The sequence below is a fragment of the Cupriavidus sp. P-10 genome (assembly GCF_003402535.2).
GTDB lineage: Bacteria > Pseudomonadota > Gammaproteobacteria > Burkholderiales > Burkholderiaceae > Cupriavidus.
Genome location: NZ_AP025171.1, coordinates 220,734 through 246,503 on the forward strand (window position 1 = coordinate 220,734; position 25,770 = coordinate 246,503).

23 protein-coding genes are annotated in these 25,770 nt (G+C 67.8%); 17 read left to right on the forward strand and 6 right to left on the reverse strand.

The genetic code is table 11. From position 1 onward, the window contains the following. Nucleotides 1-45 precede the first annotated feature (45 nt). From CTP10_RS18140 to CTP10_RS18155, 4 genes are all read left to right on the forward strand, one after another. Nucleotides 46-1,014: a Bug family tripartite tricarboxylate transporter substrate binding protein gene (locus CTP10_RS18140; protein ID WP_116318895.1), complete on the forward strand. Its 969-nt coding sequence runs from the start codon at nt 46-48 to the stop codon at nt 1,012-1,014. Between the two features lie 22 nt (nt 1,015-1,036). Continuing rightward, nucleotides 1,037-2,056, forward strand: coding sequence for a 4-hydroxythreonine-4-phosphate dehydrogenase PdxA (locus CTP10_RS18145; protein WP_116318894.1), 1,020 nt, complete (start codon nt 1,037-1,039; stop codon nt 2,054-2,056). A gap of 100 nt (nt 2,057-2,156) precedes the next feature. Next, nucleotides 2,157-3,332, forward strand: coding sequence for an L-rhamnonate dehydratase (locus CTP10_RS18150; RefSeq protein ID WP_116318893.1), 1,176 nt, complete (start codon nt 2,157-2,159; stop codon nt 3,330-3,332). Between the two features lie 156 nt (nt 3,333-3,488). Then, a complete protein-coding gene (locus CTP10_RS18155) occupies nt 3,489-4,025 on the forward strand; it encodes a DUF3016 domain-containing protein (protein ID WP_116318892.1) in 537 nt (178 codons plus the stop codon). 12 nt (nt 4,026-4,037) lie between these two features. Here CTP10_RS18155 and CTP10_RS18160 read toward each other — a convergent pair whose 3' ends face one another. Further along, the gene (locus CTP10_RS18160; protein WP_233528081.1) at nt 4,038-5,018 is read right to left on the reverse strand and encodes a LysR substrate-binding domain-containing protein; all 981 of its coding nucleotides are present in this window, start codon (nt 5,016-5,018) and stop codon (nt 4,038-4,040) included. Between the two features lie 200 nt (nt 5,019-5,218). Between CTP10_RS18160 and CTP10_RS18165 the strand changes: the two genes are divergently transcribed. After that, nucleotides 5,219-6,964 (forward strand): IlvD/Edd family dehydratase, encoded by a 1,746-nt coding sequence (locus tag CTP10_RS18165; RefSeq protein WP_116318891.1) that lies wholly within the window; start codon nt 5,219-5,221, stop codon nt 6,962-6,964. A 76-nt stretch (nt 6,965-7,040) separates the two neighbouring features. Next, a complete protein-coding gene (locus tag CTP10_RS18170) occupies nt 7,041-8,402 on the forward strand; it encodes an MFS transporter (RefSeq protein WP_116318890.1) in 1,362 nt (453 codons plus the stop codon). Between the two features lie 9 nt (nt 8,403-8,411). On the opposite strand, the gene CTP10_RS18175 is transcribed toward CTP10_RS18170, so the two are convergent. Beyond that, entirely contained in the window at nt 8,412-8,648 is a 237-nt protein-coding gene (locus CTP10_RS18175) for a hypothetical protein (RefSeq protein WP_116318889.1), read from the reverse strand. A gap of 248 nt (nt 8,649-8,896) precedes the next feature. Here CTP10_RS18175 and CTP10_RS18180 point away from each other — a divergent pair, with 248 nt between their 5' ends. After that, nucleotides 8,897-9,442, forward strand: coding sequence for a GNAT family N-acetyltransferase (locus tag CTP10_RS18180; RefSeq protein WP_116318888.1), 546 nt, complete (start codon nt 8,897-8,899; stop codon nt 9,440-9,442). Nucleotides 9,443-9,527: 85 nt separating this feature from the next. Further along, complete coding sequence (locus CTP10_RS18185; RefSeq protein WP_116318887.1) at nt 9,528-10,670, forward strand: hypothetical protein; 1,143 nt, start codon at nt 9,528-9,530, stop codon at nt 10,668-10,670. A 121-nt stretch (nt 10,671-10,791) separates the two neighbouring features. Here the strand turns inward: CTP10_RS18185 and CTP10_RS18190 are convergent, their stop codons facing one another. Further along, nucleotides 10,792-11,019: a hypothetical protein gene (locus tag CTP10_RS18190; protein WP_116318886.1), complete on the reverse strand. Its 228-nt coding sequence runs from the start codon at nt 11,017-11,019 to the stop codon at nt 10,792-10,794. A gap of 349 nt (nt 11,020-11,368) precedes the next feature. On the opposite strand from CTP10_RS18190, the gene CTP10_RS18195 reads away from it, so the two are divergent. After that, nucleotides 11,369-11,932: a PadR family transcriptional regulator gene (locus tag CTP10_RS18195; protein WP_116318885.1), complete on the forward strand. Its 564-nt coding sequence runs from the start codon at nt 11,369-11,371 to the stop codon at nt 11,930-11,932. 74 nt (nt 11,933-12,006) lie between these two features. On the opposite strand, the gene CTP10_RS18200 is transcribed toward CTP10_RS18195, so the two are convergent. Together CTP10_RS18200 and CTP10_RS18205 are read right to left on the reverse strand one after the other, a co-directional pair. Then, nucleotides 12,007-13,002 carry an NAD(P)H-dependent flavin oxidoreductase gene (locus CTP10_RS18200; protein WP_116318884.1) on the reverse strand — a complete coding sequence of 332 codons (996 nt, stop codon included), beginning with the start codon at nt 13,000-13,002 and terminating at the stop codon, nt 12,007-12,009. Nucleotides 13,003-13,069: 67 nt separating this feature from the next. Next, nucleotides 13,070-13,504: a nuclear transport factor 2 family protein gene (locus CTP10_RS18205; RefSeq protein ID WP_116318883.1), complete on the reverse strand. Its 435-nt coding sequence runs from the start codon at nt 13,502-13,504 to the stop codon at nt 13,070-13,072. Between the two features lie 328 nt (nt 13,505-13,832). Here CTP10_RS18205 and CTP10_RS18210 point away from each other — a divergent pair, with 328 nt between their 5' ends. Continuing rightward, nucleotides 13,833-14,816: a tyrosine-type recombinase/integrase gene (locus tag CTP10_RS18210; RefSeq protein WP_116318961.1), complete on the forward strand. Its 984-nt coding sequence runs from the start codon at nt 13,833-13,835 to the stop codon at nt 14,814-14,816. Nucleotides 14,817-14,999: 183 nt separating this feature from the next. After that, complete coding sequence (gene galE / locus CTP10_RS18215) at nt 15,000-16,019, forward strand: UDP-glucose 4-epimerase GalE (RefSeq protein ID WP_116318882.1); 1,020 nt, start codon at nt 15,000-15,002, stop codon at nt 16,017-16,019. Nucleotides 16,020-16,081: 62 nt separating this feature from the next. On the opposite strand, the gene CTP10_RS18220 is transcribed toward galE, so the two are convergent. Further along, entirely contained in the window at nt 16,082-16,390 is a 309-nt protein-coding gene (locus CTP10_RS18220) for an H-NS histone family protein (protein WP_116318881.1), read from the reverse strand. Nucleotides 16,391-17,012: 622 nt separating this feature from the next. Between CTP10_RS18220 and CTP10_RS18225 the strand changes: the two genes are divergently transcribed. The 6 genes from CTP10_RS18225 to CTP10_RS18250 all read left to right on the forward strand — a co-directional run bounded on the left by CTP10_RS18225 (nt 17,013) and on the right by CTP10_RS18250 (nt 25,744). Then, nucleotides 17,013-18,752: a methyl-accepting chemotaxis protein gene (locus CTP10_RS18225; RefSeq protein WP_116318880.1), complete on the forward strand. Its 1,740-nt coding sequence runs from the start codon at nt 17,013-17,015 to the stop codon at nt 18,750-18,752. Nucleotides 18,753-18,878: 126 nt separating this feature from the next. After that, a complete protein-coding gene (locus CTP10_RS18230; protein ID WP_116318879.1) occupies nt 18,879-20,843 on the forward strand; it encodes a putative bifunctional diguanylate cyclase/phosphodiesterase in 1,965 nt (654 codons plus the stop codon). Nucleotides 20,844-21,052: 209 nt separating this feature from the next. Next, complete coding sequence (locus tag CTP10_RS18235; RefSeq protein ID WP_116318878.1) at nt 21,053-21,460, forward strand: response regulator; 408 nt, start codon at nt 21,053-21,055, stop codon at nt 21,458-21,460. Between the two features lie 117 nt (nt 21,461-21,577). Then, nucleotides 21,578-22,075 (forward strand): chemotaxis protein CheW, encoded by a 498-nt coding sequence (locus CTP10_RS18240; protein ID WP_116318877.1) that lies wholly within the window; start codon nt 21,578-21,580, stop codon nt 22,073-22,075. A gap of 130 nt (nt 22,076-22,205) precedes the next feature. Continuing rightward, a complete protein-coding gene (locus tag CTP10_RS18245; protein WP_116318960.1) occupies nt 22,206-23,855 on the forward strand; it encodes a methyl-accepting chemotaxis protein in 1,650 nt (549 codons plus the stop codon). Nucleotides 23,856-23,887: 32 nt separating this feature from the next. Beyond that, entirely contained in the window at nt 23,888-25,744 is a 1,857-nt protein-coding gene (locus CTP10_RS18250) for a methyl-accepting chemotaxis protein (RefSeq protein WP_116318876.1), read from the forward strand. Nucleotides 25,745-25,770 lie beyond the last annotated feature (26 nt).

The window sequence follows — 25,770 nt, forward strand, 5'->3', positions numbered from 1 at the left end:
CTGCTCATCCGCGCCATCAGAGCCGGACAGCAAACGGAGACAGCGATGAAGACATGGATCGCCGGCGCATTCGCCGGCATGGCCACGGTGGCCGTTGCGGTGACCACCAGCGCCTGGGCGCAGGACACCCGGCCGGTGCGGCTGATGGTGGGCGCCGCGCCCGGCGGCGGCACCGACGTGATGGCGCGCATCGTCTCCGACAAGCTTGCCGCACAGCTCAAGCAACCCGTGGTGGTCGATAACCGCCCCGGCGCGTCCAACACCATCGCCGCGGACATCACCGCCAAGGCCGCGCCGGACGGCAACACGCTGCTGATGGGCGTGGTCACCTCGCAGGCGATCGCGCCGCACCTGCTCAAGCTGCAGTTCGACCCGCTCAAGGACCTGGCGCCGGTGGCGCTGGTGTCGTCGGTGCCTAACGTGCTGGTGGTCAACAACCAGGTCACGGCGCGCGACGTAAAGGCGCTGGTGGCGCAGATCCAGGCCAGCCCGGACAAGTTCCGCTACAGCTCGTCGGGCGTCGGCAGCACCCAGCACCTGGCCGGCGCCGCATTTGCGCGACAGATCCAGGGCAAGCTGCTGCATGTGCCGTACAAGAGCAGCAGCAGCGCGCTGGTCGACCTGATGGGCGGCCAGGTGGACATGAGCTTCGAGACCATGCCGTCGGTGATCAACCATATCAAGGCCGGCAAGCTGCGCGCGCTGGCGGTGACGGCGGACAAGCGCTCGGCGCTGCTGCCCAATGTGCCGACGCTGGCCGAAGCCGGGGTGCCGGGCATCCAGATGAATGCCTGGTATGGCGTCTATGCGCCGGCCGGCACGCCGCCCGCCACGCTGCAGAAGCTCGGCGCGGCGCTGACCACCGTGATCAAGGATCCCGATACCGTGCGTCGCCTTGGTGAAGTCGGCGGCGTGCCCGGCACGCTGACGGCGGCGCAGTTCGATGCCTTCTCGCGCGCCGAGTACGCGCGCTATGGCAAGCTGATTGCCGAGCTTGGCGTCAAGCTCGACTGAGCCTGTATTACACGAGAATTCCATGACATCACGTCCAAGAATCGCGATGGTGCTGGGCGATCCCGCCGGCATCGGCCCCGAACTGATTGCCCGCCTGCTGGCCGACCCGGCCACCAGCGAACAGGCCGACATCCTGCTGATCGCCGACCGCGACGAATGGCGCCGCGGCATGCAGGTGGCGGGCGTCGAGCTGGCGCTGGCAGAGACCGATACCCTCGCGTTTGCACCAGGCGCGCCGCGCCTCTACCACTGGGAACTGGACGGCAAGCCCGCGTATCCGCGCGGCGCGTCCAGTGCCGAGGGCGGCCGTTACAGCCTGGGCACGCTGTCGCTGGCGCTGGAGCTGGCGCAGTCGGGCCAGGCGGACTCGATCCTGTTCGGGCCGCTCAACAAAAGCTCGCTGCACGCTGCCGGCATGGACCACAGCGATGAACTGCACTGGTTTGCCGAGCAGCTCGGCTACCACGGCGCGTTCTGCGAGTTCAACGTGCTCGACGGCCTGTGGACCTCGCGCGTCACCTCGCATGTGGCCCTGAAGGACGTGCCGGCGATGATCACACCGGAACGCGTCGGTGCTGCCATCGACCTGATCGACCAGGCGCTGCGCCGCGCCGGCATGGCCGGGCCGCGCATCGCCGTGTGCGGCCTGAACCCGCACAACGGCGACAACGGTGCCTTTGGCCGCGAAGAGATCGACGTGATCGCCCCGTCCGTGGCCGCGGCCCGCGAGCGTGGCGTGAATGCCGAGGGCCCGTTCCCCGCTGACACCATCTTCCTCAAGGTGCAGGGCGGTCCGTCGCAGCGGCAGTTCGACGCCATCGTCACCATGTACCACGACCAGGGGCAGATCGGCATCAAGCTGATGGGCTTCTCGCGAGGCGTGACGGTGCAGGGCGGGCTGCCGGTGCCGATCACCACGCCGGCGCACGGCACCGCGTTCGATATCGCGCAGCAGGGCCGCGCCGATCCCGGCGCCACGCAGCAGGCATTCCAGATCGCCTGCCGCATGGGTGCGCAACGGCGCGCCGCCGCCAGCGCCTAGCCACTACCCAACATCCAACACCGGATCGAGCGTGACCGCCCCCGGCGCAGCCAGGGGCAGGGGAGCGCTCGCGCCTACGCAACGCCATCAGGAGCTGAATATGAAGATCACCAACGTCCGTGCCCGCGTCTTTGAATGGAAGGGCAAGACCGTGCCGCCGCAGGCGCATTTCTGCACCAACGCCACCGACATCCTGTTCGAACGCGGCGATGCCATGGGTTCGTTCCGCTTCCACGGCTGGATGGTGGTCGAGATCGAGACCGACACCGGCCTGGTCGGCATCGGCAACTGTGCGCTGGCCCCGCGCGTGGCCAAGCAGATCGTCGATGAGTACCTGGCGCCGGTGGTGATCGGCCAGGATCCCTTCGACAACGAATACCTGTGGCAAAAGATGTACCGCCGCACGCACGCCTGGGGCCGCAAGGGCATCGGCATGGCGGCGATCTCGGCGGTCGATATCGCGCTGTGGGACCTGATGGGCAAGGCCGTCGGCAAGCCGGTGTTCAAGCTGCTGGGCGGGCGCACCAAGGAAAAGATCTGGTGCTATGCCTCCAAGCTCTACAACAACGATGACCGCGACGCCTTTCTGGCCGAAGCGCAGGGCTACCTGGACCAGGGCTTTACCGCGATGAAGATGCGCTTCGGCTACGGCCCCAAGGATGGCCCCGCCGGCATGCAGAAGAATATCGAGCAGGTCAGGCTGCTGCGCGAGCTGGTTGGCGACAGCGTCGACATCATGCTGGAGTGCTACATGGGCTGGACGCTGGAGTACGCGCGCCGCATGCTCCCGCGCCTGGCCGAGTTCAATCCGCGCTGGCTGGAAGAGCCGGTGATCGCCGACGATATCGAAGGCTATGTCGAACTGAAGAAGGCGAGCCCGTTCCCGATCTCCGGCGGCGAGCACGAGTTCACCTCGTACGGCTTCAAGGACCTGCTGGAGCGCCGCGCGGTGGACGTGATCCAGTACGACACCAACCGCGTCGGCGGCATCACCGCGGCGCAGAAGATCAACGCGATGGCCGAGGCCTGGTCCGTGCCGGTGATCCCGCACGCGGGGCAGATGCACAACTACCACCTGACCATGGCGTCGACCGCTTCGCCGATGTCGGAGTACTTCCCGGTGCACGACGTCGAGGTCGGCAATGAGCTGTTCTATTACATCTTCAAGGGCGACCCCGCGCCGGACAACGGCTACCTGCAGCTGGACGACAACCTGCCGGGCCTGGGGCTGGAACTGAACGAGGAATATTTCAGCCAGTTCAACATCATCGGCTGATCAACATCATCGGCTGATTGGCCTGAAGACGGGCGCCGGTTCACGCCGGCGCCCGCTTGTATCGGATGCGGCATCTGCCAACCATGGCAACCCACGCCCACCGGCCTTTGCCGGACTAGAATCAAGAGGCGAAAAACGCTTGTCCTGGAGTTCGCCATGGCCAGATCCCTCCGTCTGCTGGCCGCCTGCGCGGTGCCGCTCGCGCTGAGCGCCCTTGCCGCGCCGCCTGCCGGCACCCTGTCACTTACGTTCGTTCATCCGGAGACCTACACCGACGCCGCGTACCGCAGCGACTACGGCAGCGACAGGGAGCGGGGGCAGGTGATGAACGATATCCGCCGCCACTTCGACAAGCTGGCGGCGCGTTACCTGCCGGAGGGCTATGCGCTGAGCATCGAAGTGCTCGACGTCGACCTGGCGGGGCATTTCGAGCCGTGGCGCAGGCAAGCCTACGACGTGCGCATCGTGCGCGATGTCACCTGGCCGCACATGACGCTGCGCTACGAACTGCGCGGCAGCGACGGTGCCGTGATCGGCAGCGGCGAGCAGCGTATCGCCGACCAGACTTTCAATTTTGGCGTCAACATCTACGATCCCACCGACAGGCTGCGCTACGAAAAGGCGATGATGGACCGCTGGTTCGACCAGGCCGTGACACGCCGCATCGCGGCGCACCAGACTGGGCAAGGATGACCGACCACGGCACTACTGGCCGTAGATGTGCTGCGCTGTCTCGCGCAGCGCATCCGCGACCAGCAGCGCGCCGGGCGACATCAGCCGGTCGGTCGGCGTGATCAGGCCGAAGTCGTCCATATGGCAGGGCATGGCCATCGGCAGCACCTCCACCATGCCGAACGCCGCGTAGTACTGCGCCACATCCGCCGTCAGCACCGCGATCATGTCTGACTGCGTCACCATGCGCGTCAGGAACAGCAGCGCGGCGGTTTCCACCACGTTGGTTGGCGGCGCCAGGCTGGCACGCTGGAACATCAGCTCGAAGCGGTGCCGCAGCACGGTGCCGGCCGGCGGGATCAGCCAGGCGGCGTCGGTGGTGTCGGCCAGCGAAAGGCCGGGTGCCGCCAGCATCGGGTGGCCGGGCCGCACCACGGCGCAGACCGGCTCTTCCGCCATCGGCTCGTAGCGCAGCCGTCCCTTGTCGTGCTCGGGAAACAGGCGCGCCACTACCATGTCCAGCTTTTCCTGCCCCAGCCGGTCGAGCAGCACGTTGCTGTTGTCGATCTCCACGGACACGCGCAGCCCGGGGTAGTTCGCCTTCACCCGGGCGATCGCCGGCGGCAGCAGCCGCACGCCGGGCGAGGTGATCGCGCCGATCGCCACGTGGCCGAGCCGGCCCGCCTTCAGCGCCAGCACTTCCTCGCGCGCCTGGTTCAGGCTGCCGATCACCGCGCGCGCATGCCGGATCATCGCGCGGCCATAGTCCGTGGGCGCCATGCCGCGCGGCAGGCGTTCGAACAGCGGGACCGACAGCATTTCTTCCAGTTCGCGCAGCAGCTTGGACGCGGCCGGCTGCGTCATCGCCAGCCGTTCCGCGGCGCGGTGGATGCTGCCCTCGTCGGCGACGGCCAGCAACAGCAGCAGCTGGCGCGTCTTGAGGCGGGTGTGGCTGTGCCAGGAGGGTGCCGCGGGTGCTGCATCAGCCGCGGCGCAAAGGTTGGGGGCGTCCATAGGGTAAGTACCAATGCCGATATCGATATCGCAAATGCCGAACTCTTCATTAGTAGCATATCGGCAAGCTGCATACACTCCGTCCGACAAAACAACAACGACCGGAGACAGCGTGGCGCCCGCCATGTTGCGATGCCGCTGGATCCGTCGTCCCTGCCATCCCCGCCGCCGGCTCCGGCGGCCCTCGCCACAGGAACAACATGTCGGATTCCAAGGACAAGCAACGCAAGCCGCTGCGCTCGACGGCGTGGTTCGGCACCGCCGACAAGAATGGCTTCATGTACCGCAGCTGGATGAAGAACCAGGGCATTCCCGAGCACGCGTTCGACGGCCGCCCGGTGATCGGCATCTGCAATACGTGGTCGGAACTCACCCCCTGCAACGCGCATTTCCGCAAGCTGGCCGAGCACGTCAAGCGCGGCGTGTACGAGGCCGGTGGCTTCCCGGTGGAATTCCCGGTGTTTTCCAACGGCGAATCGAACCTGCGCCCGACCGCCATGCTGACCCGCAACCTGGCAGCGATGGACGTGGAAGAAGCGATCCGCGGCAACCCGATCGATGCGGTGGTGCTGCTGACCGGCTGCGACAAGACCACGCCGGCGCTGCTGATGGGCGCGGCCAGCTGCGACGTGCCGGCCATCGTCGTCACCGGCGGGCCCATGCTCAATGGCAAGCTCGACGGCAAGGACATCGGCTCGGGCACGGCGGTGTGGCAGCTGCATGAATCGCTGAAGGCGGGCGAGATCAACCTGCACCAGTTCCTGTCGGCCGAAGCCGGCATGTCGCGCTCGGCGGGCACCTGCAACACCATGGGCACCGCGTCGACCATGGCGTGCATGGCCGAGGCGCTGGGCACGTCGCTGCCGCACAACGCGGCGATCCCGGCGGTCGATTCGCGCCGCTACGTGCTGGCGCATATGTCCGGCATCCGCATCGTCGAGATGGCGCGCGAGGACCTGACGCTGTCGAAGATCCTGACGCGCCAGGCATTCGAGAATGCGATCCGTGTCAACGCGGCAATCGGCGGCTCGACCAACGCCGTGATCCACCTGAAGGCGATCGCCGGGCGCATCGGCGTGCCGCTGGAGCTGGAAGACTGGAGCCGCGTGGGCCGCGACACGCCGACCATCGTCGACCTGATGCCGTCGGGCCGCTTCCTGATGGAAGAGTTCTACTACGCCGGCGGCCTGCCCGCGGTGCTGCGCCGCATGGGCGAGGCCGGGCTGCTGCCGCATCCGGGCGCGCTGACCGTCAACGGCAAGGCGATCTGGGACAACGTCAGGGATGCGCCGATCACCAACGACGAAGTCATCCGCCCGCTCGACCAGCCGCTGATCCGCGACGGCAGCATCCGCATCCTGCGCGGCAACCTGTCGCCGCGCGGCGCGGTGCTCAAGCCGTCGGCGGCGACGCCGAAGCTGCTGCGCCACCGCGGCCGCGCGGTGGTGTTCGAGAACCTGGAGCACTACAAGGAGCGCATCGTCGACGAGTCGCTCGACGTCGACGAGAATTCCGTCCTCGTTCTCAAGCGCTGCGGCCCGCGCGGCTATCCCGGCATGGCCGAGGTCGGCAACATGGGCCTGCCGCCCAAGCTGCTGCGCCAGGGCATCAAGGACATGGTGCGCATTTCCGATGCGCGCATGAGCGGCACCGCCTACGGCACCGTGGTGCTGCACGTGGCGCCCGAGGCCGCCGCCGGCGGGCCGCTGGCGATCGTGCGCGACGGCGACTGGATCGAGCTGGACTGCGAGGCCGGGCGCCTGCACCTGGATATCGATCCCGCCGAGTTCGAGCGCCGCATGGCCGATGTGCAGCCGCTGCAGGCGCCCGCCGATGGCGGCTATCGCAAGCTCTACGTCAACCACGTGTTGCAGGCGGACGAGGGCTGCGACCTCGACTTCCTGGTCGGTTGCCGCGGACGCGAGGTGCCGCGCCACTCGCACTGATCCATCCGGATGCTTTGAAGGCGCGCGGCCTCCGCGGCCCGCGCGCGACCCCTTACAAGAACAGAGGAGACTAGCCATGCAAGGCACACAGACCGCGCCGCTGGAGCGCGCCGCCCCAGGACAGGAAACCGGCGCACAGGCGCAGGAAGAGACCCGCATCGTCGGCATGCTGGTGCGCCGGCTGATCCCGTTCCTGGCGCTGATCTACGTGGTGGCGTATATCGACCGCTCGGTGGTCGGCTTCGCCAAGCTGCACATGAACGCGGCGATCGGCATCAGCGACGCGGCCTATGGCCTGGGCGCGGGCTTGTTCTTCATCGGCTATTTCCTGTGCGAGGTGCCCAGCAACCTGGCGCTGGAGCGCTTCGGGGCGCGCCGCTGGTTCGCGCGCATCCTGCTGACCTGGGGCCTGATCACCATGGCGATGGCGTTCACGCAGGGCGCGCACAGCTTCTACGTGCTGCGCTTCCTGCTGGGCGCGGCCGAAGCCGGCCTGTATCCAGGCATCCTGTACTTCCTGACCAAGTGGTTCCCGATGCGCCATCGCGCGCGCATCATCGGCCTGCTGGTGCTGGCCCAGCCGATCGCGCTGATCATCACCGGACCGATTGCCGGCCTGGTGCTGTCGACGCATGGACTGTTCGGCATGGCCAACTGGCAGACGCTGTTCGTGCTGAGCGGCCTGCCCGCCGTGCTGCTGTGCCTGCCCACGCTGCGCGTCCTGCCGGAATCGCCCGCCAGTGCCGCATGGCTGGCACCGGCCGACCGCGCCTGGATCGAACGCGAACTCGCCGCCGACCAGGCCGCCTATGCGCTCAAGCCGCACGGCAACCCGCTGCAGGCGCTCAAGGACAAGCGCGTGCTGCTGCTGTCGCTGCTGTTCCTGCCGTTCCCGCTGAGCATCTACGGGCTGTCGCTGTGGCTGCCGACCATCATCAAGCAGTTCGGTGTGACCGACGCAATGACCGGCCTGCTGTCGGCGGTGCCCTACCTGTTCGCCGTGGTCGGCCTGTACCTGGTGCCGCGCCACTCTGACCGCAAGGGCGAGCGCTACGGCCACATCGTGGTGGTGTCGGGGATGGCCGCGATCACCATGGCGCTGAGTGCCTGGGTGCAGTCGCCGGTGCTGCAGTTCCTGTTTATCTGCCTGACCGCGTTCTCGATCTATTCGATCCAGGCGGTGGTGTGGGCGCTGCCCGGTGAGTTCCTGACCGGCGCCAGCGCGGCGGTGGGCATTGCCACGATCAACTCGCTGGCCAACCTGGGCGGCTACTTCGGGCCGTATGGCATCGGCGTGATCAAGGATGCGACCGGCAGCCTGGCGGCAGGGCTGTACTTCCTGGCGGCGATGCTGGTGTTCGCTGTGGTGATGGCGTTCGTGGTGCGCGCCGCGCTGCGGCCCGCTGCGCGGGCCGGTGCAGCGCGGGCCGGTGCCTGATCGCTGGCGTCACGGCCGCCGTTTCTTCCACTCGTAGTCGGGCGGCGGATCCGCCGCGCCGGCGCGGCCGACCGAGTTCGGGTTCTCCGAGCACAGCGTGACAAAGCTCACCGGCTCGCCCGCATGCTGGCGCTGGCGCAGCGCTTCGGCGAAGTGCAGCGCCTCGCGCATCGCGTCGCTCGGGAACGACTGCGCGTGCGGCGTAAGTCCGGTGCCGTGGGCCTCGGACCAGTAGACCATATACATAAGGCATTCCTCTCGATTGCGCCGGTCATCACGGGATGCTGCAACCTTCGTTCCCGGCCCCGGGCGGCAGGGGCACGACGGCAGGGTTCGCCGTGCACGCCGATTGCAATCCCTTCCCCGGCATTTTGCAAGCTCTGGCATGCCACAGGCACAATGGGCGCTCCTGGCACAGTTGCGCTTCAGGTGCCCCGCGCTTTGCCGCGCGGCACCTGAACCTGCTGTGCGGTTCCCGTCTCGTCCCGTCACCCATGCCTGACATTGCGCTGATTCCCGCCACCGCCGCCGATGCCGACCGGCTCGCCGCCATGCACACCGCCAGCTGGCAGCACACCTATCCCGGCATGCTGCCAGACGCATTCCTGCGCGAGCAGGCCTACCCGGAGCGGCTGGCCGCCTGGCGCGCGCGCATGCATGACGGCGCGGACGGCCCCGTGGAGGCCACGCTGGCGCTCGTTGACGGCGCGGCCGCCGGCTTCGCCTGCCTGCTGCCTGAGGCCGACCCCCAGTTCGGCATTTACCTGGACAACCTGCATGTCCTGCCGGCTTTCCATGGCCAGGGACTGGGCAAGCGGCTGCTGGCCCATTGCGCGCAGCGCGTGGCGCAGCGCTGGCCGGGGCAGCCGCTGTTCCTCTATGTGCTGGAGGCCAATACGCAGGCGCGTGAGTTCTACCAGCGACTGGGCGGCGAGGCATCGGAGCCGTTCGAGGACGATTTCCACGGGCCCGGGCTGCGCGTCATGGTGCGGCGCGTGACCTGGCCCGACGTGGCGGCGCTGGCCAGGCGGCTGGCGTGACGCAGGATGGCGGATGCGGCAAGCGTTGCCGTCCCGCTTTCCTCTGGCCTACCATCGCCGACATGCCAACCGGAGACGACCCGCCATGATCCCATCGACCGCAAGCCTGCCGCAGCCCGCCCGTTCGCGCCTGGCCCAGGCCCTGGCCGCCGCAGCCACCATTGCGGTGCTGGCCGGCTGCGCCGGCACGCCGGCAGCCCCGCCTGCCGCGGGCAAGCCTGCCGATGCCGCGGCGGCCGCGCCGCACTGGCAGCGTGTGCACCTTGGCGTCGGCGCCGGCTATGACTTCCCGGTCTATGCCAACCACCGGCTCGACGGCGACCTGTCGCGCATCCGCGAGGTCGTGTTTGTCCAGCATGGCCTGCAACGCAACGGCGACGACTACTACGCCGCCGGCGCCGAGTTGCTGAAGGCCAGCGGCCGCAAGCCGGACGAAGTGCTGCTGCTCGCGCCGAATTTCCCCGGCACGCCCGACCAGAAGAAGGGCTTTACCGGCATGCCGCACTGGTCGGTGCAGGGCTGGATCAGCGGCGAGGATGCGGTCGACGGCGCCGCTCGCGTCAGTTCGCTGCAGGTGCTGGACGACTTGCTCGCCTTTGTCACCGACAAGGCGCGGCTGCCGCAGGTCGGCAAGGTGACGGTGGCCGGCCATTCCGGCGGCGCGCAGATCGTGCACCGCTACGCGGTGCTGAACAATGTCGATGAGCGCATCCGCGCGGGCGGCATCGACCTGCGCTACGTCGTGGCCAATCCTTCGTCCTATCTCTATTTCACGCCGGTACGCCCGGCTGGCGCGGATGGCAAGTCGTTCGCGCCGTATGACAAGGCCATCTGCCCCGACTACGACAAATACCGCTACGGCGTGCAGGACATGGTGCCGTACGCGAAGGGGGCTGACGGCATGGCGCTCTACAAGCGCTACGCCGGGCGCCAGGTGACCTATCTTGCCGGCACCGAGGACAACGATCCCAACCACCGCGTGCTCGACAAAGCCTGCGGCGCCGAGGCCGAAGGCCCCACGCGGCTGCAGCGTGCGCGTGGTTACCTGCGCTACGAGCGCTACCTGGCCAGCCCCGGGCTGGCCATCCGCCACCAGGCATATGAAGTGGTGGGCGTGGGGCACGACCAGGCGCGCATGTTCGGCTCGCAGTGCGGCGCGCTCGCGGTGTTCGGCATGGCGGAAGCCGCCAATGCCGGCGGCGCGGCCTGCCGTGCGCCACAGCTCTGAGGCGGGCGCGCCGGACACCGTCACGGCAAGAAAAAACCCGCGGCAACCGCGGGTTCAAGTCCGTGCCCGCAGGATCGGGCTTGGAGGAGACAACCACAGGAAGAACCTGGGCGGCGACGGGTCAGGTCAGGCTGTATTTGACGACCTGTTCCTCGACGCCGACAAAACGTACAAGCTGGCGTAAGCCGCTGGCGTATTCCTTGATGTGGTGCCCGTCAGGCGTATCGGGCAGCCGGTAGTAGATCGGGGCCTTGTCGCGCAGCGGCTGCAGCAAGCCGAGCGGGCGTTCGCCGGCGTCGGCTTCCCAGGCGACGTCGCGCTCTTCGGCAAGCATGGTTTTTCCGGTCATGGACATACTCCAGATTCGGTGCATGGTGCGGCCGGGGACGGATTTTTCTTGCTCGCACAGGGTTTCAATGTATGGAATGTATGGCAGGCGGCGCAAAAATGCCATTCAGCATTATTTAATTCTGTTTGCCGAGAAATTTCGAAACTGCCAAATTTGCTGAATATATGGCGGGGCCTGCAGAAATTGCAGGAAGGCGGCGATGCTTGCATCACGCCTTGCCGACTGCGTGGGGCATTGCGCTAACATAGCGCCAGTTTTGCGGCGCGTGACGCACCGGCACGACCGGCGCTCCCGCCGCATGGCAATCCGAAACCATCAACCGCCCCCCGACGGGCCATTGCCCAGACGCATGTCGACCCAGCACGCCTTGTTGATTTCCCTGCTCGAGAAGCCGTCGTCCGGCTATGATCTGGCGCGCCGCTTCGACCGCTCCATCGGCTACTTCTGGCATGCCACCCACCAGCAGATCTACCGCGAGCTGGGGCGCATGGCCGATAGCGGCTGGATCGCCGCCGACGAGAACGAGGCGGCGGAAAGCGAGGGCGGGGCCGCCGATCGCAAGAACCGCAAGAAGGTCTACCGGGTGCTGCCGGCCGGGCGCGACGAACTGGTGCGCTGGGTGCTGGCGCCCGGCGCCGGACTGGACCAGCGCGAGGAAATCCTGGTCAAGCTGCGCGCCGATGCCGCGATCGGGCCGCTTGGCCTGGGCGATGAAATGCGCCGGCTGATCGCGTTGCACCAGGCACGGCTCGAAACCTACCTGGCGATCGAGCGCAAGGATTTCTCCGCGCCCGACATGGACCGTGGGCAGCAACTGCGCTATGCGCTGCTGCGCCGTGGCATCCGCTTCGAGCAGGACTGGGTCGCCTGGGGCGAAGACCTGCTGCCGCTGCTGGAGCGGCCGGCGGCGTAGCGCGCCGCGCTCCAAAGCAAAACGCCGGCCTTGGCGACTGCCAGGCCGGCGTTTTTTGTTGCACTCTGTCAGGCTCAGGCCACGTCAACCGCGCGCGCACTGGCCTGGCTGGCTTCGCCCAGCCCCAGGCGGCGACGCGCCAGCGCATACTCCTCGGCAAAGCGCCGCACCAGCTCGGCCGCCGGCACCACGCGCTTGATCGCGCCCACGCCCTGGCCGGCGCCCCAGATATCTTTCCACGCCTTCACGCTGGTCGAGCCGAAGTTCATCTTGGACGGGTCGGACTGCGGCAGCGCCGCCGGGTCCAGGCCCGCGCGCTCGATGCTGCCGCGCAGGTAGTTGCCGTGCACGCCGGTAAAGAGGTTGGAGTAGACGATATCGCCGGCGCTGCTGTCGACGATCATCTGCTTGTAGCCTTCCTGTGCGTTGGCTTCCTGCGTGGCGATGAAGGCCGAGCCGATGTAGGCCAGGTCGGCGCCAGCGGCCTGCGCGGCCAGGATCGCGTCTCCGCTGGAGATCGCACCCGACAGCAGCAGCGGGCCGTCGAACCATTCACGGATCTCGTGCAGCAGCGCGAACGGCGACAGTGTGCCGGCATGGCCGCCGGCGCCGGCAGCCACCGCCACCAGCCCGTCGGCGCCTTTCTCGATGGCCTTGCGCGCGAACGTGTTGTTGATCACGTCGTGCAGCACGATGCCGCCGTACGAATGCACCGCGTCGTTGACTTCCTTGCGCGCGCCCAGCGAGGTGATCACGACCGGCACCTTGTAGCGCACGCACAGTTCCAGGTCATGGTCGAGGCGGTCGTTGGACTTGTGCACGATCTGGTTGACCGCAAACGGCGCCGCCGGGCGGTCCGGATGCCTGTCGTTGTGCTCGGCCAGCTCGGTGGTGATGCGGTCCAGCCATTCTTCCAGCTTGGGCGCCGGGCGTGCGTTCAGCGCCGGGAACGAGCCCACCACGCCGGCCTTGCACTGGGCAATCACCAGGTCGGGGTTGGAAATGATGAACAGCGGCGAGCAGACCACCGGCAGCGACAGCCGGTTCTGCAGCGAGGCGGGGAGGGCCATGGGTGAAGTCTCCTGGGTAGTACGGTGAGGCAAAGAATCTGGCAGGCGCGGGCGGCGGACTGGCCGCTTACGCGGCGCCGGTCAGCACGTCCTTCTGGCTGGCGAGGCGCGCGCCCATGGCGGCGGCCAGCGCCTCCAGGCCCGAGCGCGGACGCACCATCACTTCGAATTCGGCAATATGGCCGGCGTCATTGAAGCGGATCATGTCGATGCCCTTGAGCGCCTTGCCATCGACCGTGGCACTGAACTCGAGCACCACGCTGTGGCCGTCCTCGCTGACAAAGCTGCGGTGGTAGCGGAAATCGCGGAATACCTGGTTCACCGTGGTCAGTACCAGCGCGATCGCCGCGCGGCCGGGGTAGGCCGTATGCGCGACCGGCGAGCGGAACACGACGTCGTCGGCGACGATGGCGTCGAGCCCGGCCATCGAATTGGTGGCAATCAACTGGTGCCAGGTGTCGAGCGAGGCCTGCGCCGCGGGAATCAGCTGGGTGGTGGTCACTACGGTCTCCTTGGACGGTCGCGGTTGCGCCGGCTATGTCTTGTTCTCGTTTGTGTTCACGTCTTATGCAACCAGTTGCATAGTGAGATGAAAGGTAGCACGCGTTGCGGCGCTGCGCAAGCCGGTATCGGGCTGGCATGAGCGCGTGCCGCGCCGAGGGCACCCTCGTAGTGACGGGTTGACTACAATAGGCGGCATCGCCCGGCGGAATCCCACCCGCGCGCCCGCAAGCCACCGGCAGGAGAAGTCAGTGACCACTAAGTCGACCACCAAGTCGACCGCCAAGTCGACCGCCAAGCCGACCGCGCACCAACCCGGCCAGGCCGCGCTGTTCGATGCCGATCTCGCCGCCTGGCGCGCCCATCCCGAGCGCGCCTTCGACGGCTGGCTGGCGCGGCACGGCTTTCGCCACGGCACCAGCGTGGTGTACCGCGCCATGTGGGGCAAGCTGCTGCGCTGGTCGGCGGAGCGCGGCCTGCCGCCGCTGAGCTGGTCGGCGGAGCAGCTCGGCGAATTCCTGGATGCCCAGCAATTGCACAAGTTGCACCGCTACCGCTATGCGCGGCTGATCGAACGGGTGTTCCACCATCTCGCCCAGTTGCGCGAGGGCATGCACAACCCCGGCAGCCAGGCGGTGCGCGCCCATCTCGCCGAGGGCGAAAACGATCCCACTGCCTTCCTGCTGCCGGGCGAGTGCGATCTGCTGGTGGCCCGCATCCTTGGTCCGGCAGGGCTGCCACCGACGGCGGACGAGTGCCGCGCGGCCTCGCCGACCCAATGGAAGCGCGCGCGCGATGCCGCCTTGCTGGCGGTCTTGCTGGGTGGCGGGCTGAAGGTGGGCGAAGCCCGCGCATTGCGCCTGGAGGCCATCGACGATGGCGCGCCGGGCCGAATGGCGCTGCGCATGGTGCGTCCCGACAATGGCCGCGCCTATACCGCGCCGCTGTTCGCGCTGGCCCATGCGCCGCTGCGGGCCTGGCTGGCGCTGCGCGAGGCGTCGGGCACGCTTGGCAGCCTGGTGTTCCCGGCCATGCCGGCGGGCCGGCCGATGCACGCGGCTTCGGTCTACCGGCGCGTGGAAATCCTGCTCGACGAGGCCGGCGTGCTCGCCGGCCGCCATGAGCGGGCCTCGCCGCAGACCTTGCGCAATACCTGCGCCGCCATGCATTTCGAGGCCGGCACGGCGCCGGCCGAGGTGGCGCAATGCCTGGGCATGCGCGACCTGGAATCGGGCTGGCGCCTGCGCGGCGCCTACGAGGCCTGGCAGGCGCGGGCGGGACTGGTCGCCGGGGCCAGCGACAAGCCGTCTTAAGTCCTGCGCCGCCATAGTCCCGGCTGCGCGTGCCAGCCGACCGGGGCGGTCTCGCGCATCGTGGATAATAGGCGACACTACCGCCAGCGCGGCTCGGATGTGGTGCCTGAGGCATTTGCCGGGCCCGCCAGGCAAGCGCTTGCGGCCTCACGGCCCTGAATCGAAATCCGACGCTTATTTCCCATGCCCGAAACTCTGCTTCTTACCGGTGCCACCGGCTATATCGCCTCGCATACCTGGGTCGCGCTGCTCAATGCCGGCTACCACGTGATCGGACTGGATAATCTGTGCAACAGCAGCCCGGTGGTGATCGAGCGGCTGGCCACCATTACCGGCAAGACCCCGCATTTTGTCGAGGGCGACGTGCGCGACCGTGCCTTGCTGGACCGGCTTTTTGCCGAACACCGCATCAGCGGCGTGATTCATTTTGCCGCGCTCAAGGCGGTGGGTGAATCGGTGAGCCAGCCGCTGGAGTATTACAGCAACAACCTCGACGGCCTGCTGACAGTCTGCGCCGCCATGGGGGCGGCCGGGGTGAAACAACTGGTGTTCAGCTCCTCGGCGACGGTTTATGGCAATCCCCATGCGGTGCCGATCCTGGAGGATTTTCCGCTGTCCTCGACCAATCCCTACGGCCAGACCAAGCTCATGGGCGAGCAAATCCTGCGCGACCTTGAAAAATCGGATCCGGCATGGCGCATTGCCTACCTGCGTTATTTCAATCCGGTCGGCGCGCATGAAAGCGGCCTGATCGGCGAGGATCCGCGCGGGATCCCGAATAACCTGATGCCATATGTGGCACAGGTGGCCGGCGGGCGCCGCGAGAAACTGATGGTATTCGGCGGCGACTACCCCACGCCGGACGGAACTGGCGTGCGCGACTATATCCACGTGTGCGACCTTGCCGACGGCCACCTGGCGGCGCTGGTCTACCTGCGCGACCAGGGACGTGGCCTGACCGTGAACCTGGGCACCGGCCGCGGCTACAGCGTGCTGGAGGTGGTCGATGCCTACCAGCGGGCCAGCGGCCAGCCGGTGCCATATGAGATCGTGGCGCGCCGCGCGGGCGATATTGCTTCTTGCTATGCCGATCCCGCGCTGGCCAACCAGCTGCTGGGCTGGCGCGCGCAATATGGTATCGAGCGCATGTGCCAGGACTCGTGGCGCTGGCAGTCAATGAACCCGCGCGGGTTCGACGCCTGAGCCTGAAAACAAAAACGCCACGGCATGCAACCGTGGCGTTTTGCCATAGACCGGGTCGCGCTTCAGCGGATCAGGAAGTCCTCGACCGTCTTGCCCTGGGCCAGGGCCTGGGTCAGCCAGCCCGGGCGCTTGCCGCGGCCGGTCCAGGTATTGCCGGCACTGTCGCGATAGCGCACCGGCACCTTGCGGTTGACTACCTTCTTGCCGGCCTGCGCTTTCGTGCCAAAACCCAGGTCTTCAGCGGTCAGGCCATATTGCTCGATTTTCTCGCGAATATCCGAGATCACCGAAGCTTGTTCACGCGCCTTGATTTCCTCAGCTTGCTTCTGCAGTTCACTGATTTTCTGAACGATTTCCTGATAAGTCGCCATTGCGTCCTCGGTTTCCGGTGGGGTGATATGCGTGGGTGTCGATACTGCGGGGGTGTCGCGCAGTTGCGCTGTAGGTGTGCTGAAATGCTGAAAAGAATTATAACGGGGTAACGGGCGGCTGCAAATGCCGGGCTGCTATTCAGGCATGGTTTTTACGAAAATTCTTGCTGCCGATATTGCAGTGAACTTTCGTGAACCATTCCGGTCGCCCACCCGATTTGCGCCGATGCCCACGGCGTAACGCCGCTACACTCCGCCGCGCCTGCACATAGCACCTGCACATAGCACCTGCACACAGCGCTTGCACATAAATGGTGTCGCCGACCTCGACGCGCGCCAACCGGGGCCGGCCGGCATGCGCCGACGCGCGTGGAAATCAAATGGCCATAATCGCCGGCGCTTCGGTGAATAAAGCGTTTGCTTACATGCATGGCACGCGGCGTGCCGTATATCCGACATTCCGGTTAATTGCCGCCCATTTGCCGGCGCGCCCGCGCGTGGCTGCTCAAGGTCCGGATGGGCCACGCCGTTATCCGGGCAGGGCGGATCAAGGGGGTGACAGGTCCTGCCGTAACGAGGCCAGGGGTGTGCCTCGCGGATTGCTTACGTTTTCCTTTCAACAATGTCTTTGCACAACAATATCCAGATCAAGACCCTGTTACGGGGCGCCATGGGAATGCTGTCGGTGTTGCTGTTGCTGGTCGGCGGTGCCGGGCTGCACGGTATTTCCTCCAGCAATGACTCGCTCAAGGATACGTATGCCAACCAGCTGGCTTCGACCATCGCGCTGAGCGACGCCATGCTGGCCACCACCCGCATGCGCCTGGCGCTGGACCGCAGCGTGATGCTGGGCGAGCCGGACGATCCCAAGGTCAACGTGGACCGCTCCAGGGTGTTCGTCGATGCTTCCGAAGCGGCCTGGAAACGCTACAACAGCCTGCCGCAGAACGACCAGGAAAAGGCGCTGGCCGCCGAACTCGGCCGCCTGCGCCAGGCGTTCTTCGAGCAGGGCGTCTTGCCGCTGCAGCAGGCGACGCTGGCCGGCAACCAGGACGAGGCGGTGCGCCTGGCCAGGAAGGTACTGCCCGACCTGCAACGCAGCATGTCCACCGCGCATGAAGCGCTGCAGAAATTCCAGATGAGCGCCGGCCAGGCCAATTTCGACGCCGCGCAGGCCAGCTTCGACAACACTCGCACGCTGTCGGTTGCGCTGATCGTGCTGGGCCTGGTGGTGGCGGTGCTATGCACGGTGACGTTGAACCGCGCCATCGTCACGCCGGTGCAGGAAGCGCTGGCCGTGTTCGAGCGCATCGCGCGCGGCGACCTGACCTCGCGCATCACCAGCATCTCGAAGAACGAGATCGGCCGCATGATGCAGGCGCTGGCCGCGATGCAGGCCAGCCTGTCGGGCATCGTGGCCGAAGTGCGTACCGGCGCCGACTCGATGGCGTCGGCCACGCAGCAGATTTCCACCGGCAACCAGGACCTGTCGCAGCGGACCGAGGAGCAGGCATCCTCGCTCGAGCAGACCGCCGCCAGCATGGAAGAGCTGACCACGGTGGTGCGCCAGAACGCGGACAATGCCCGCCAGGCCGGCGTGCTGGCCAGCGAAGCCTCGCAGATTGCGCTCAAGGGCGGCGACGTGGTCGGCCGCGTGGTCGACACCATGAACGAGATCAACGGCGCGTCGCGCAAGGTGGTCGAGATCATCAGCGTGATCGAGGGCATTGCCTTCCAGACCAATATCCTGGCGCTGAACGCCGCGGTGGAGGCGGCACGCGCCGGCGAGCAGGGCCGCGGCTTTGCCGTGGTGGCGGGCGAGGTGCGCAGTCTGGCGCAGCGCTCGGCCTCGGCGGCCAAGGAGATCGAGGCGCTGATCGGCGAGTCTGGCGAGCGCGTGGAGAGCGGCACCCGGCTGGTGGCGGAAGCCGGCCAGACCATGGGCGAGATCGTGCAGGCGGTGCGCCGCGTGACGGACATCATGAACGAGATCGGCGCGGCGTCGCTGGAGCAGACCACCGGCATCGAGCAGGTCAACCAGGCCGTCACGCAGATGGACGAGGTCACGCAGCAGAACGCCGCGCTGGTGGAAGAGGCCGCGGCCGCGGCCGGGGCGCTGGAAGAGCAGGCGCAGAAGTTGAAAAACGTGGTTTCGGTCTTTACCCTCGCCGGCGGTGCCGTGGCTTCGGCACAGCGTTCTGCACCGCTGCGCTCCACGCCGGCCGCTGCACCGGCCACTGCCCCGGCCACTGCCCCGGCCACGCCGCGCGTTGCCGGGGCCCGTGCGGCCGACGCCTCCCGTCCGGTGGCGCGCCCCGCGGCGGTCGCTGCCGGCAGCGAGGATGACTGGAGTGCGTTCTAAACAGGTGTCCCCGGCAGGGGACCCCCGTATTGTGTTGTTCACACGGCGACCGCAAGATGCCATGATGCGAGGTTTGTCCCGCGTCGGGTCCGTCTTCGCGCATTTACTTTATCACCGCGCAGCCCAATGATTGCCCTGAGTACCGTCCTGTTGCTGCTCGCCGCCCTGCTGGGCGTGGCCGCCGCCCTTGGCGTCCGCGCCGGGCGTGCGGACGAGGGCGCCGGAAGCCGGTCGCTGCGCACGCTGACCTGGTCGGCGGCGCTGTTATCGCAGTTGGCCGTGAGCCTGCCCGTGGTCGTGGTGGTGCTGTCGGGCAGCGTGCCGGCGGCCAATGACTCCGCCCAGATGGCAGCCAGCTTCGCCGCCGCCGCGGCCGCCACCACCGCCGCCAAGCTGCTGCTGCAGTGGCTGCGCCAGGGCGCGCGCCTGTGGCGCGGCGCGGCGTTGCTGGCGGTGGTCGCCGGCGCCGGCATGGTGGCCGCGGCCGGCACCCACCTGGGCCGGGCCTGCGGCGCCGGCGCGCCCTCGGCACGCGCCTGCATCGACGCGGCCGGGCTGCCGCACCCGGCCTGGCTCGCAGGCGGGCTGACCGCGCTGTGCGCGCTGATGTTCGTGCTGCACCGGGCGCAGTCGCGCGGCTGGCTGCCGGTGTCGCGCACCGAGGCCAGCCTTGCCGAAGACCTGGCCGACGACGGCACCACGAGCCTGCCGCGCGGTGCCGAACCGCGCCTGGTGCGGCGCGGCGCGCGCATTCCCGGCCGGCTCACGGTGCGCGCCACCGCGCGCGGGCAGGGCACGGTGGGCGAGTACAGCGTTGCCACCGTGATGCCCGACCGCGTCGCGTTCGGCCGCTGGCTGGACCAGGCCATCGCCCAGGCGCGGCTCGCCGATACCGCCTGCGCCGTGCTGCTGATCCATATTGCCGACTACCGCGAGGTCGACGAAGTCTTCGAGATCCGCGCCGACGATATCCTGGCGCAGGACGCCGGCGCGCTCGCGCAGGCCGTGCTGGAGCCGCACGATTTCCTTGCCCGGCTGGCGCGCGACGAGTTCGCCGTCGGCGTGCCCGAGCTGGTGCACCACGGCCGCGCGCAGGAGCTGGGCTCGCGCATGCTGGGCTCGCTGGCCGAGTTCATCGCCGCGCGCGGGCTGCAGATGCAGATCGGCGTCAATATCGGCATTGCCATCTACCCGCGTGACGCGCAGACCTCCGAGGCGCTGATGCAGGCCGCGCGCGTGAGCCTGGCCGAGGCGCGCGAAAGTGGCTCGAACCAGGTGCGCCTGTTCAACAGCGCCGCCGGCGAGCGCGCCCGCCGCACCCGCGTGATCCGCCGCGACCTGTGGCTGGCGATCGAGGACGATGCGCTGTCGCTGCAGTTCCAGCCCAAGTACGACGCCCGCCGCGGCACGCTGGTGGGCGCCGAGGCGCTGTGCCGCTGGCGCCATCCCGCGCTGGGCCAGGTCAGCCCGGCCGAGTTCATCGCCGTGGCCGAGCAGTCCGGCCAGATCGACAAGCTCGACGACTGGGTGCTGACCAGCGTCTGCCGCCAGCTGCGCCAGTGGCAGGACGCCGGCCTGCCGACCGTGCCGGTGGCGATCAACGTGTCAGGGCTGCGCTTTGCCAGCCGCAATTTCCCGCAGTACCTGCTCGAGCAGATCCACCAGCACGACATCCCGCCGTCGGCGATCACGCTGGAGATTACCGAGACCGCGGCCATGAAGGACATCGGCAAGTCGCTGGAGACGCTGGCCGAGCTGCAGTCGCTCGGGATCCAGGTGGCGCTGGACGACTTCGGCAGCGGCTATTCGAGCCTGGGCTACCTCAAGCGCCTGCGCGTGGGCACGCTCAAGATCGACCGCACGCTGATCGGCGGCCTCGACACCGATGCGCAAGGGCGCGCCATCGTCGGCTCCATGGTCGCGCTGGCGCACGAGCTGCGCATGAAGGTGGTGGCTGAAGGCGTCGAGTCGGCCTCGCAGCTGGAAATCCTCAACGAGATGGGCTGCGACGAGGTGCAGGGCTTCCTGCTGTCGCTGCCGCTCGATGCGGCGGGGTTTGCCGACGCGTTGCGCGGCCAGCAGCAGGCCTGAGCGCCGCGCCGCACGCAGGAACACCAAGCCGAAAAAACGCCAGAAACGCTAAAGCGTCGCGCCTGCCATGCCGATATCCACGCTGGCAGGGCGCACGCGCTTGCAGCGCGGCCCTGCACCGGCCCGTCCGTCGCCGGCCGCGCCACCCGGCGCCAAGCACCTGCTTCAGCATTCGGCGGATCAACCGAGCCTTGCCAACGGAGGCGCCAATGTCATTGCCCAGCATCCTCGTCGTCGATGATTCTCCCTCGCTACGCCGCATGATCGGCGCATGCCTGCGCGCCGGCGGCTTCGACGTCACCGAGGCCGCCGACGGCGAACAGGCGCACGCGCTGGCCGATGCCGCTGCGGCGGACGATGCCGCCTTCGGCATGCTGGTCACCGACCAGGTCATGCCCGGCATGGACGGCCTGACCCTGATCCGCCGACTGCGCGCCAGCGCGCGCTACGCCGCCATCCCGATCCTGATGCTGACCACCGAGCATGACAGCAGCATCCGCGAGCAGGCCCGCGCCGCCGGCGCCTCGGGCTTCCTGCCCAAGCCCTTCGATCCCGATGCGCTGATGCAGGCCGTGGCGGCGCTGCTCGCGCCCACCCACCCCTCGTCGGAAGGGTAAGGAAGGCGCCGCGTCGCCCTTCAGTCACCCCGTTTGCTGCCGTAAACACTGGTGGGCGAAATCACGCCCCGGCGCCATGCGCCAGGAAACCGGCATGACCAGATTGGGGGGCTGACGATGAAGCATATCGGCAAGGCAAGCGGCGCGGCAGGCGTGAACGAAGGCGCGGGCGAGGAATTCCTGGCCTTCACGCTGGGCCGCGAAGAGTACGGCATCGATATCCTGAAGGTCCAGGAAATCCGCGGCTATGAGTCGGTCACCCAGCTTGCCAATGCGCCCGACTACATCAAGGGCGTGATCAACCTGCGCGGCATCATCGTGCCGATCGTCGACCTGCGCATCAAGTTCCGCCAGCCGGACGTGACCTATGACCAGTACACCGTGGTCATCATCGTCGACCTCAACGAGCGCACCACCGGCATCGTCGTCGACGGCGTCTCCGACGTGCTGACGCTGACACCCGCACAGATCAAGCCCACGCCGCATTTTTCCGGCGAGCTGGCCACCGACTACATCCGCGGCCTCGGCTCGGTCGAGCAGCGCATGCTGATCCTGGTCGATATCGAGAAGCTGCTCAATATCGAAGAACTGGCCGCGCTCGACGCCGTGGCCTGATTCCTGCCACACCTGCCTGTTTGCCCCCGCCGTCCGGCCGGCGTACCGCGCCTGCCGGATCGTATTGCCCGGAATTGCGCCATGCCTGGCAGCCATGGTTTCTTCGGGCCAAGCAGTATCGATGTCATCCATGCGAAACAACCAACCCGTTACGCAGCGCGAATACCAGCTCTCAGCCTCGGACTACCTGATCTCGCGCACGGACCTCAAGGGCCGTATTACCTTCGCCAACCGCACCTTTATCGAGGCCAGCGGCTATGCGCCGGAAGAACTGATGGGCGCGCCGCACAACCTGGTGCGCCACCCCGACATGCCGCCCGAGGCATTCGCCGATCTGTGGCAGAACCTGGAAGCCGGCCGCAGCTGGATGGGCGTGGTCAAGAACCGCCGCAAGAACGGCGACTTCTACTGGGTCAATGCCACCGTCACGCCGACGCGCGTCGACGGGCGCGTGGTCGGCTATACCTCGGTGCGTTCGATGGCCTCGCGCGAGCAGATCGAAGGCGCCGGCGCGCTGTATGCGCGCTTTCGCGCAGGACGCGCCGCGGGGCTGGCGATCCGTAACGGCGCCGTGGTGCGCACCGGGCTGGCTGGCCTGGCGCAGCGCGCGCTGCGCATGAACCTGAAACGCCGCATCCTGTGGGCGCAGGCGGGCGGGCTGGTGTGGTTCCTGGCCGCGCTGGCGGCGGTCGAGATCCTGGACCCGGCGGGCGCCGCGACGCTGCGCCCGTGGCTGTGGGGCGGCTTCGCGCTGGCGCTGGCGACCTCGTTCGCGGCCGGCACCATGCTGCTGGCGCGCGTGCACCGGCCGGTGGGCGACATGCTGGACTTTGCGCTGCGCCTGGGTGCGGGCGACCTGACCACGCGCTACGAACATCGCAGCGACGACGAGATCGGCGCGCTGGCGCAGGCGATGCAGACCATGCAGCGCAGCCTGCTGTCGGTGGTGCATGAAATCCAGGAAGGCATGGCCAGCATTTCCACTGCGACGCACCAGGTGGCGGCTGGCAACAACGACCTGTCGCAACGCACCGAGCAGCAGGCCGCGTCGCTGGAGCAGACCGCGTCCAGCATGGAGGAACTGACCAGCACCGTGCGCCAGAACGCCGACAACGCGCGCCAGGCCAGCGGGCTGGCAGCCAATGCGTCGGAGACCGCGCTGCGTGGCGGCGAAGTGGTGGGCCGCGTGGTGATGACCATGGACGAGATCAACGATGCGTCAAAGAAGATCGTCGACATCATCGGCGTGATCGAAGGCATTGCCTTCCAGACCAACATCCTGGCGCTGAACGCGGCGGTGGAAGCCGCGCGTGCCGGCGAGCAGGGCCGCGGCTTTGCCGTGGTGGCGGGCGAGGTGCGCAGCCTGGCGCAGCGCAGCGCCAACGCGGCCAAGGAGATCAAGGGCCTGATCGGCGATACCGTCGAGCGCGTCGACAACGGCTCGGCACTGGTGGGCCAGGCTGGCAAGACCATGGACGAGATCGTGCAGGCGGTGAAGTCCGTCACCGACATCATGGGCGAGATCACAGCGGCGTCGGCCGAGCAGAGCGCCGGCATCGAGCAGGTCAACCGGGCGGTGGCGCAGATGGACGAAGGCACGCAGCAGAACGCAGCGCTGGTGGAACAGGCGGCAGCGGCGGCAGGCTCGCTGGAAGAGCAGGCACTGCGGCTGCGCGATGCCGTCGCCACCTTCCGCGTCAGCATGCAGGCCGAAGTGCGCCCGCAACGCCTGCCGGCCGCGCAGCGCGAAGCGGTGGCCCGCTCCAGGGCACAGGCTTAGTACGAAGCTATCAGTAACAAGGGGGAGTTGCTATGCAGTGGTTCAATCAATTGCGCGTCACGACCAGGCTGGTTGCCGGATTCCTGGTCGTCGCGGTGATCGGCGCCGTCATGGGGCTGTTGGGCGTCATCAACATGGGGCGCATGGCGGAGTGGACCGGCAAGATCTATCACGGCGACCTGCAGGCGCTCAAGGCCGTGCAGGACGCCAACATCAACCTGGTCTACGCCAGCCGTGCGCAGATCGGCCTGCTGTCGGCGTCGACCATGGGCGAGCGCGCCACCGAGAAGGAGCAGATCGCCAGGTCGCTGGGCGTGATGGACGAACGCATCCGGCAGGTCGCCAAGGCCTTCGAGCAGCCTGAAGGCAAGGCGCTGGTCAAGCAGTACCACGAGCTGTCGCCCGCGTTCCGCGCACGCATGGAAAAGTACGTCGAGCTGGTCAGCAAGCAGCCGCTGGATACCTCGCAGTTCGAGAGCCAGGTGTTCTCCGAGAGCGCCGACCTGCTCAAGGACAGCCATGCGCTGGAAGAAGTGATGGCGAAGATGGTGAAGCGCCGCGATGACCGTGCCCGCAGCAACAATGAAGAGGCGCGCAGCGTCTATGACGCCACGCGGGTGTGGATGCTGGCGCTGGTGCTGGGCGGGGTTGCGTTGTCGGTGCTGCTGGGCGTGTTCCTGGCGCGCGGGCTGTCGCGCCAGCTCGGCGGCGAACCGGGCTATGCGGCCGAGATCGCGAAGCGCATCGCCGATGGCGACTTCTCCGCCCCGGTGGCCACGCGCGCCGGCGACAAGAGCAGCCTGGTCTATGCCATGCAGCAGATGCAGCAGCAGCTGTCGCACATGGTCCGCGACTTCAAGGAGTCGGCGGAATCGATCGGCACGGCCTCGCGTGAAATTGCCGCGGGCAACAACGACCTGTCGCAGCGCACCGAGCAGCAGGCCGCGTCGCTGGAAGAGACCGCGTCCAGCATGGAGGAACTGACCAGCACCGTGCGCCAGAACGCCGACAATGCGCGCCAGGCCAGCGGGCTGGCGGCCAATGCTTCCGAGACCGCGCTGCGCGGCGGCGAAGTGGTGGGCCGCGTGGTGCAGACCATGGACGAGATCAACGATGCGTCCAAGAAGATCGTCGACATCATCGGCGTGATCGAGGGCATTGCCTTCCAGACCAACATCCTGGCGCTGAACGCCGCGGTGGAAGCCGCGCGCGCCGGCGAGCAGGGCCGCGGCTTTGCGGTGGTGGCGGGCGAGGTGCGCAGCCTGGCGCAGCGCAGCGCCAACGCGGCCAAGGAGATCAAGGGCCTGATCGGCGATACCGTCGAGCGCGTCGACAACGGCTCGGCGCTGGTGGGCCAGGCTGGCAAGACCATGGACGAGATCGTGCAGGCGGTGAAGCGCGTGACTGACATCATGGGCGAGATCAGCGCGGCCTCGGCCGAGCAGAGCTCGGGTATCGAGCAAGTCAACCTGGCCGTGGCGCAGATGGACGAGGTGACGCAGCAGAACGCGGCACTGGTCGAGCAGGCCGCGGCCGCCGCTGGTGCGCTGGAAGAGCAGGCCGGCCGACTGCAGGGCGCGGTGGCAATGTTCAGGCTGGCGGCGGAGGACGCGCACGCATCGTTCTCGCTGCCGGCGACCGCTTCGGCTTCCGCCGCAGTTTCGGGCAAGGCAGCGGGCAAGGCGGCGGGCAAGGCGCGCACGCTGGCTCCCCGCAAGCGCGCGGCCCCGGCCGTTCCGGGTGTAGCAATGGCAGCGGCAGCGGCATCCGCCGAAGCCGGCGCGCCGCAAGCCGCCGAGGCCGCCCAGGCAGCGCCATCGGTCACCGCCGCACGCACGCCGCGCCCCGCGCTGGCAGGTGCCGACAACGGCGACTGGAGCGCGTTCTGATCCACCGGCGCTTTCTACCGGAACCA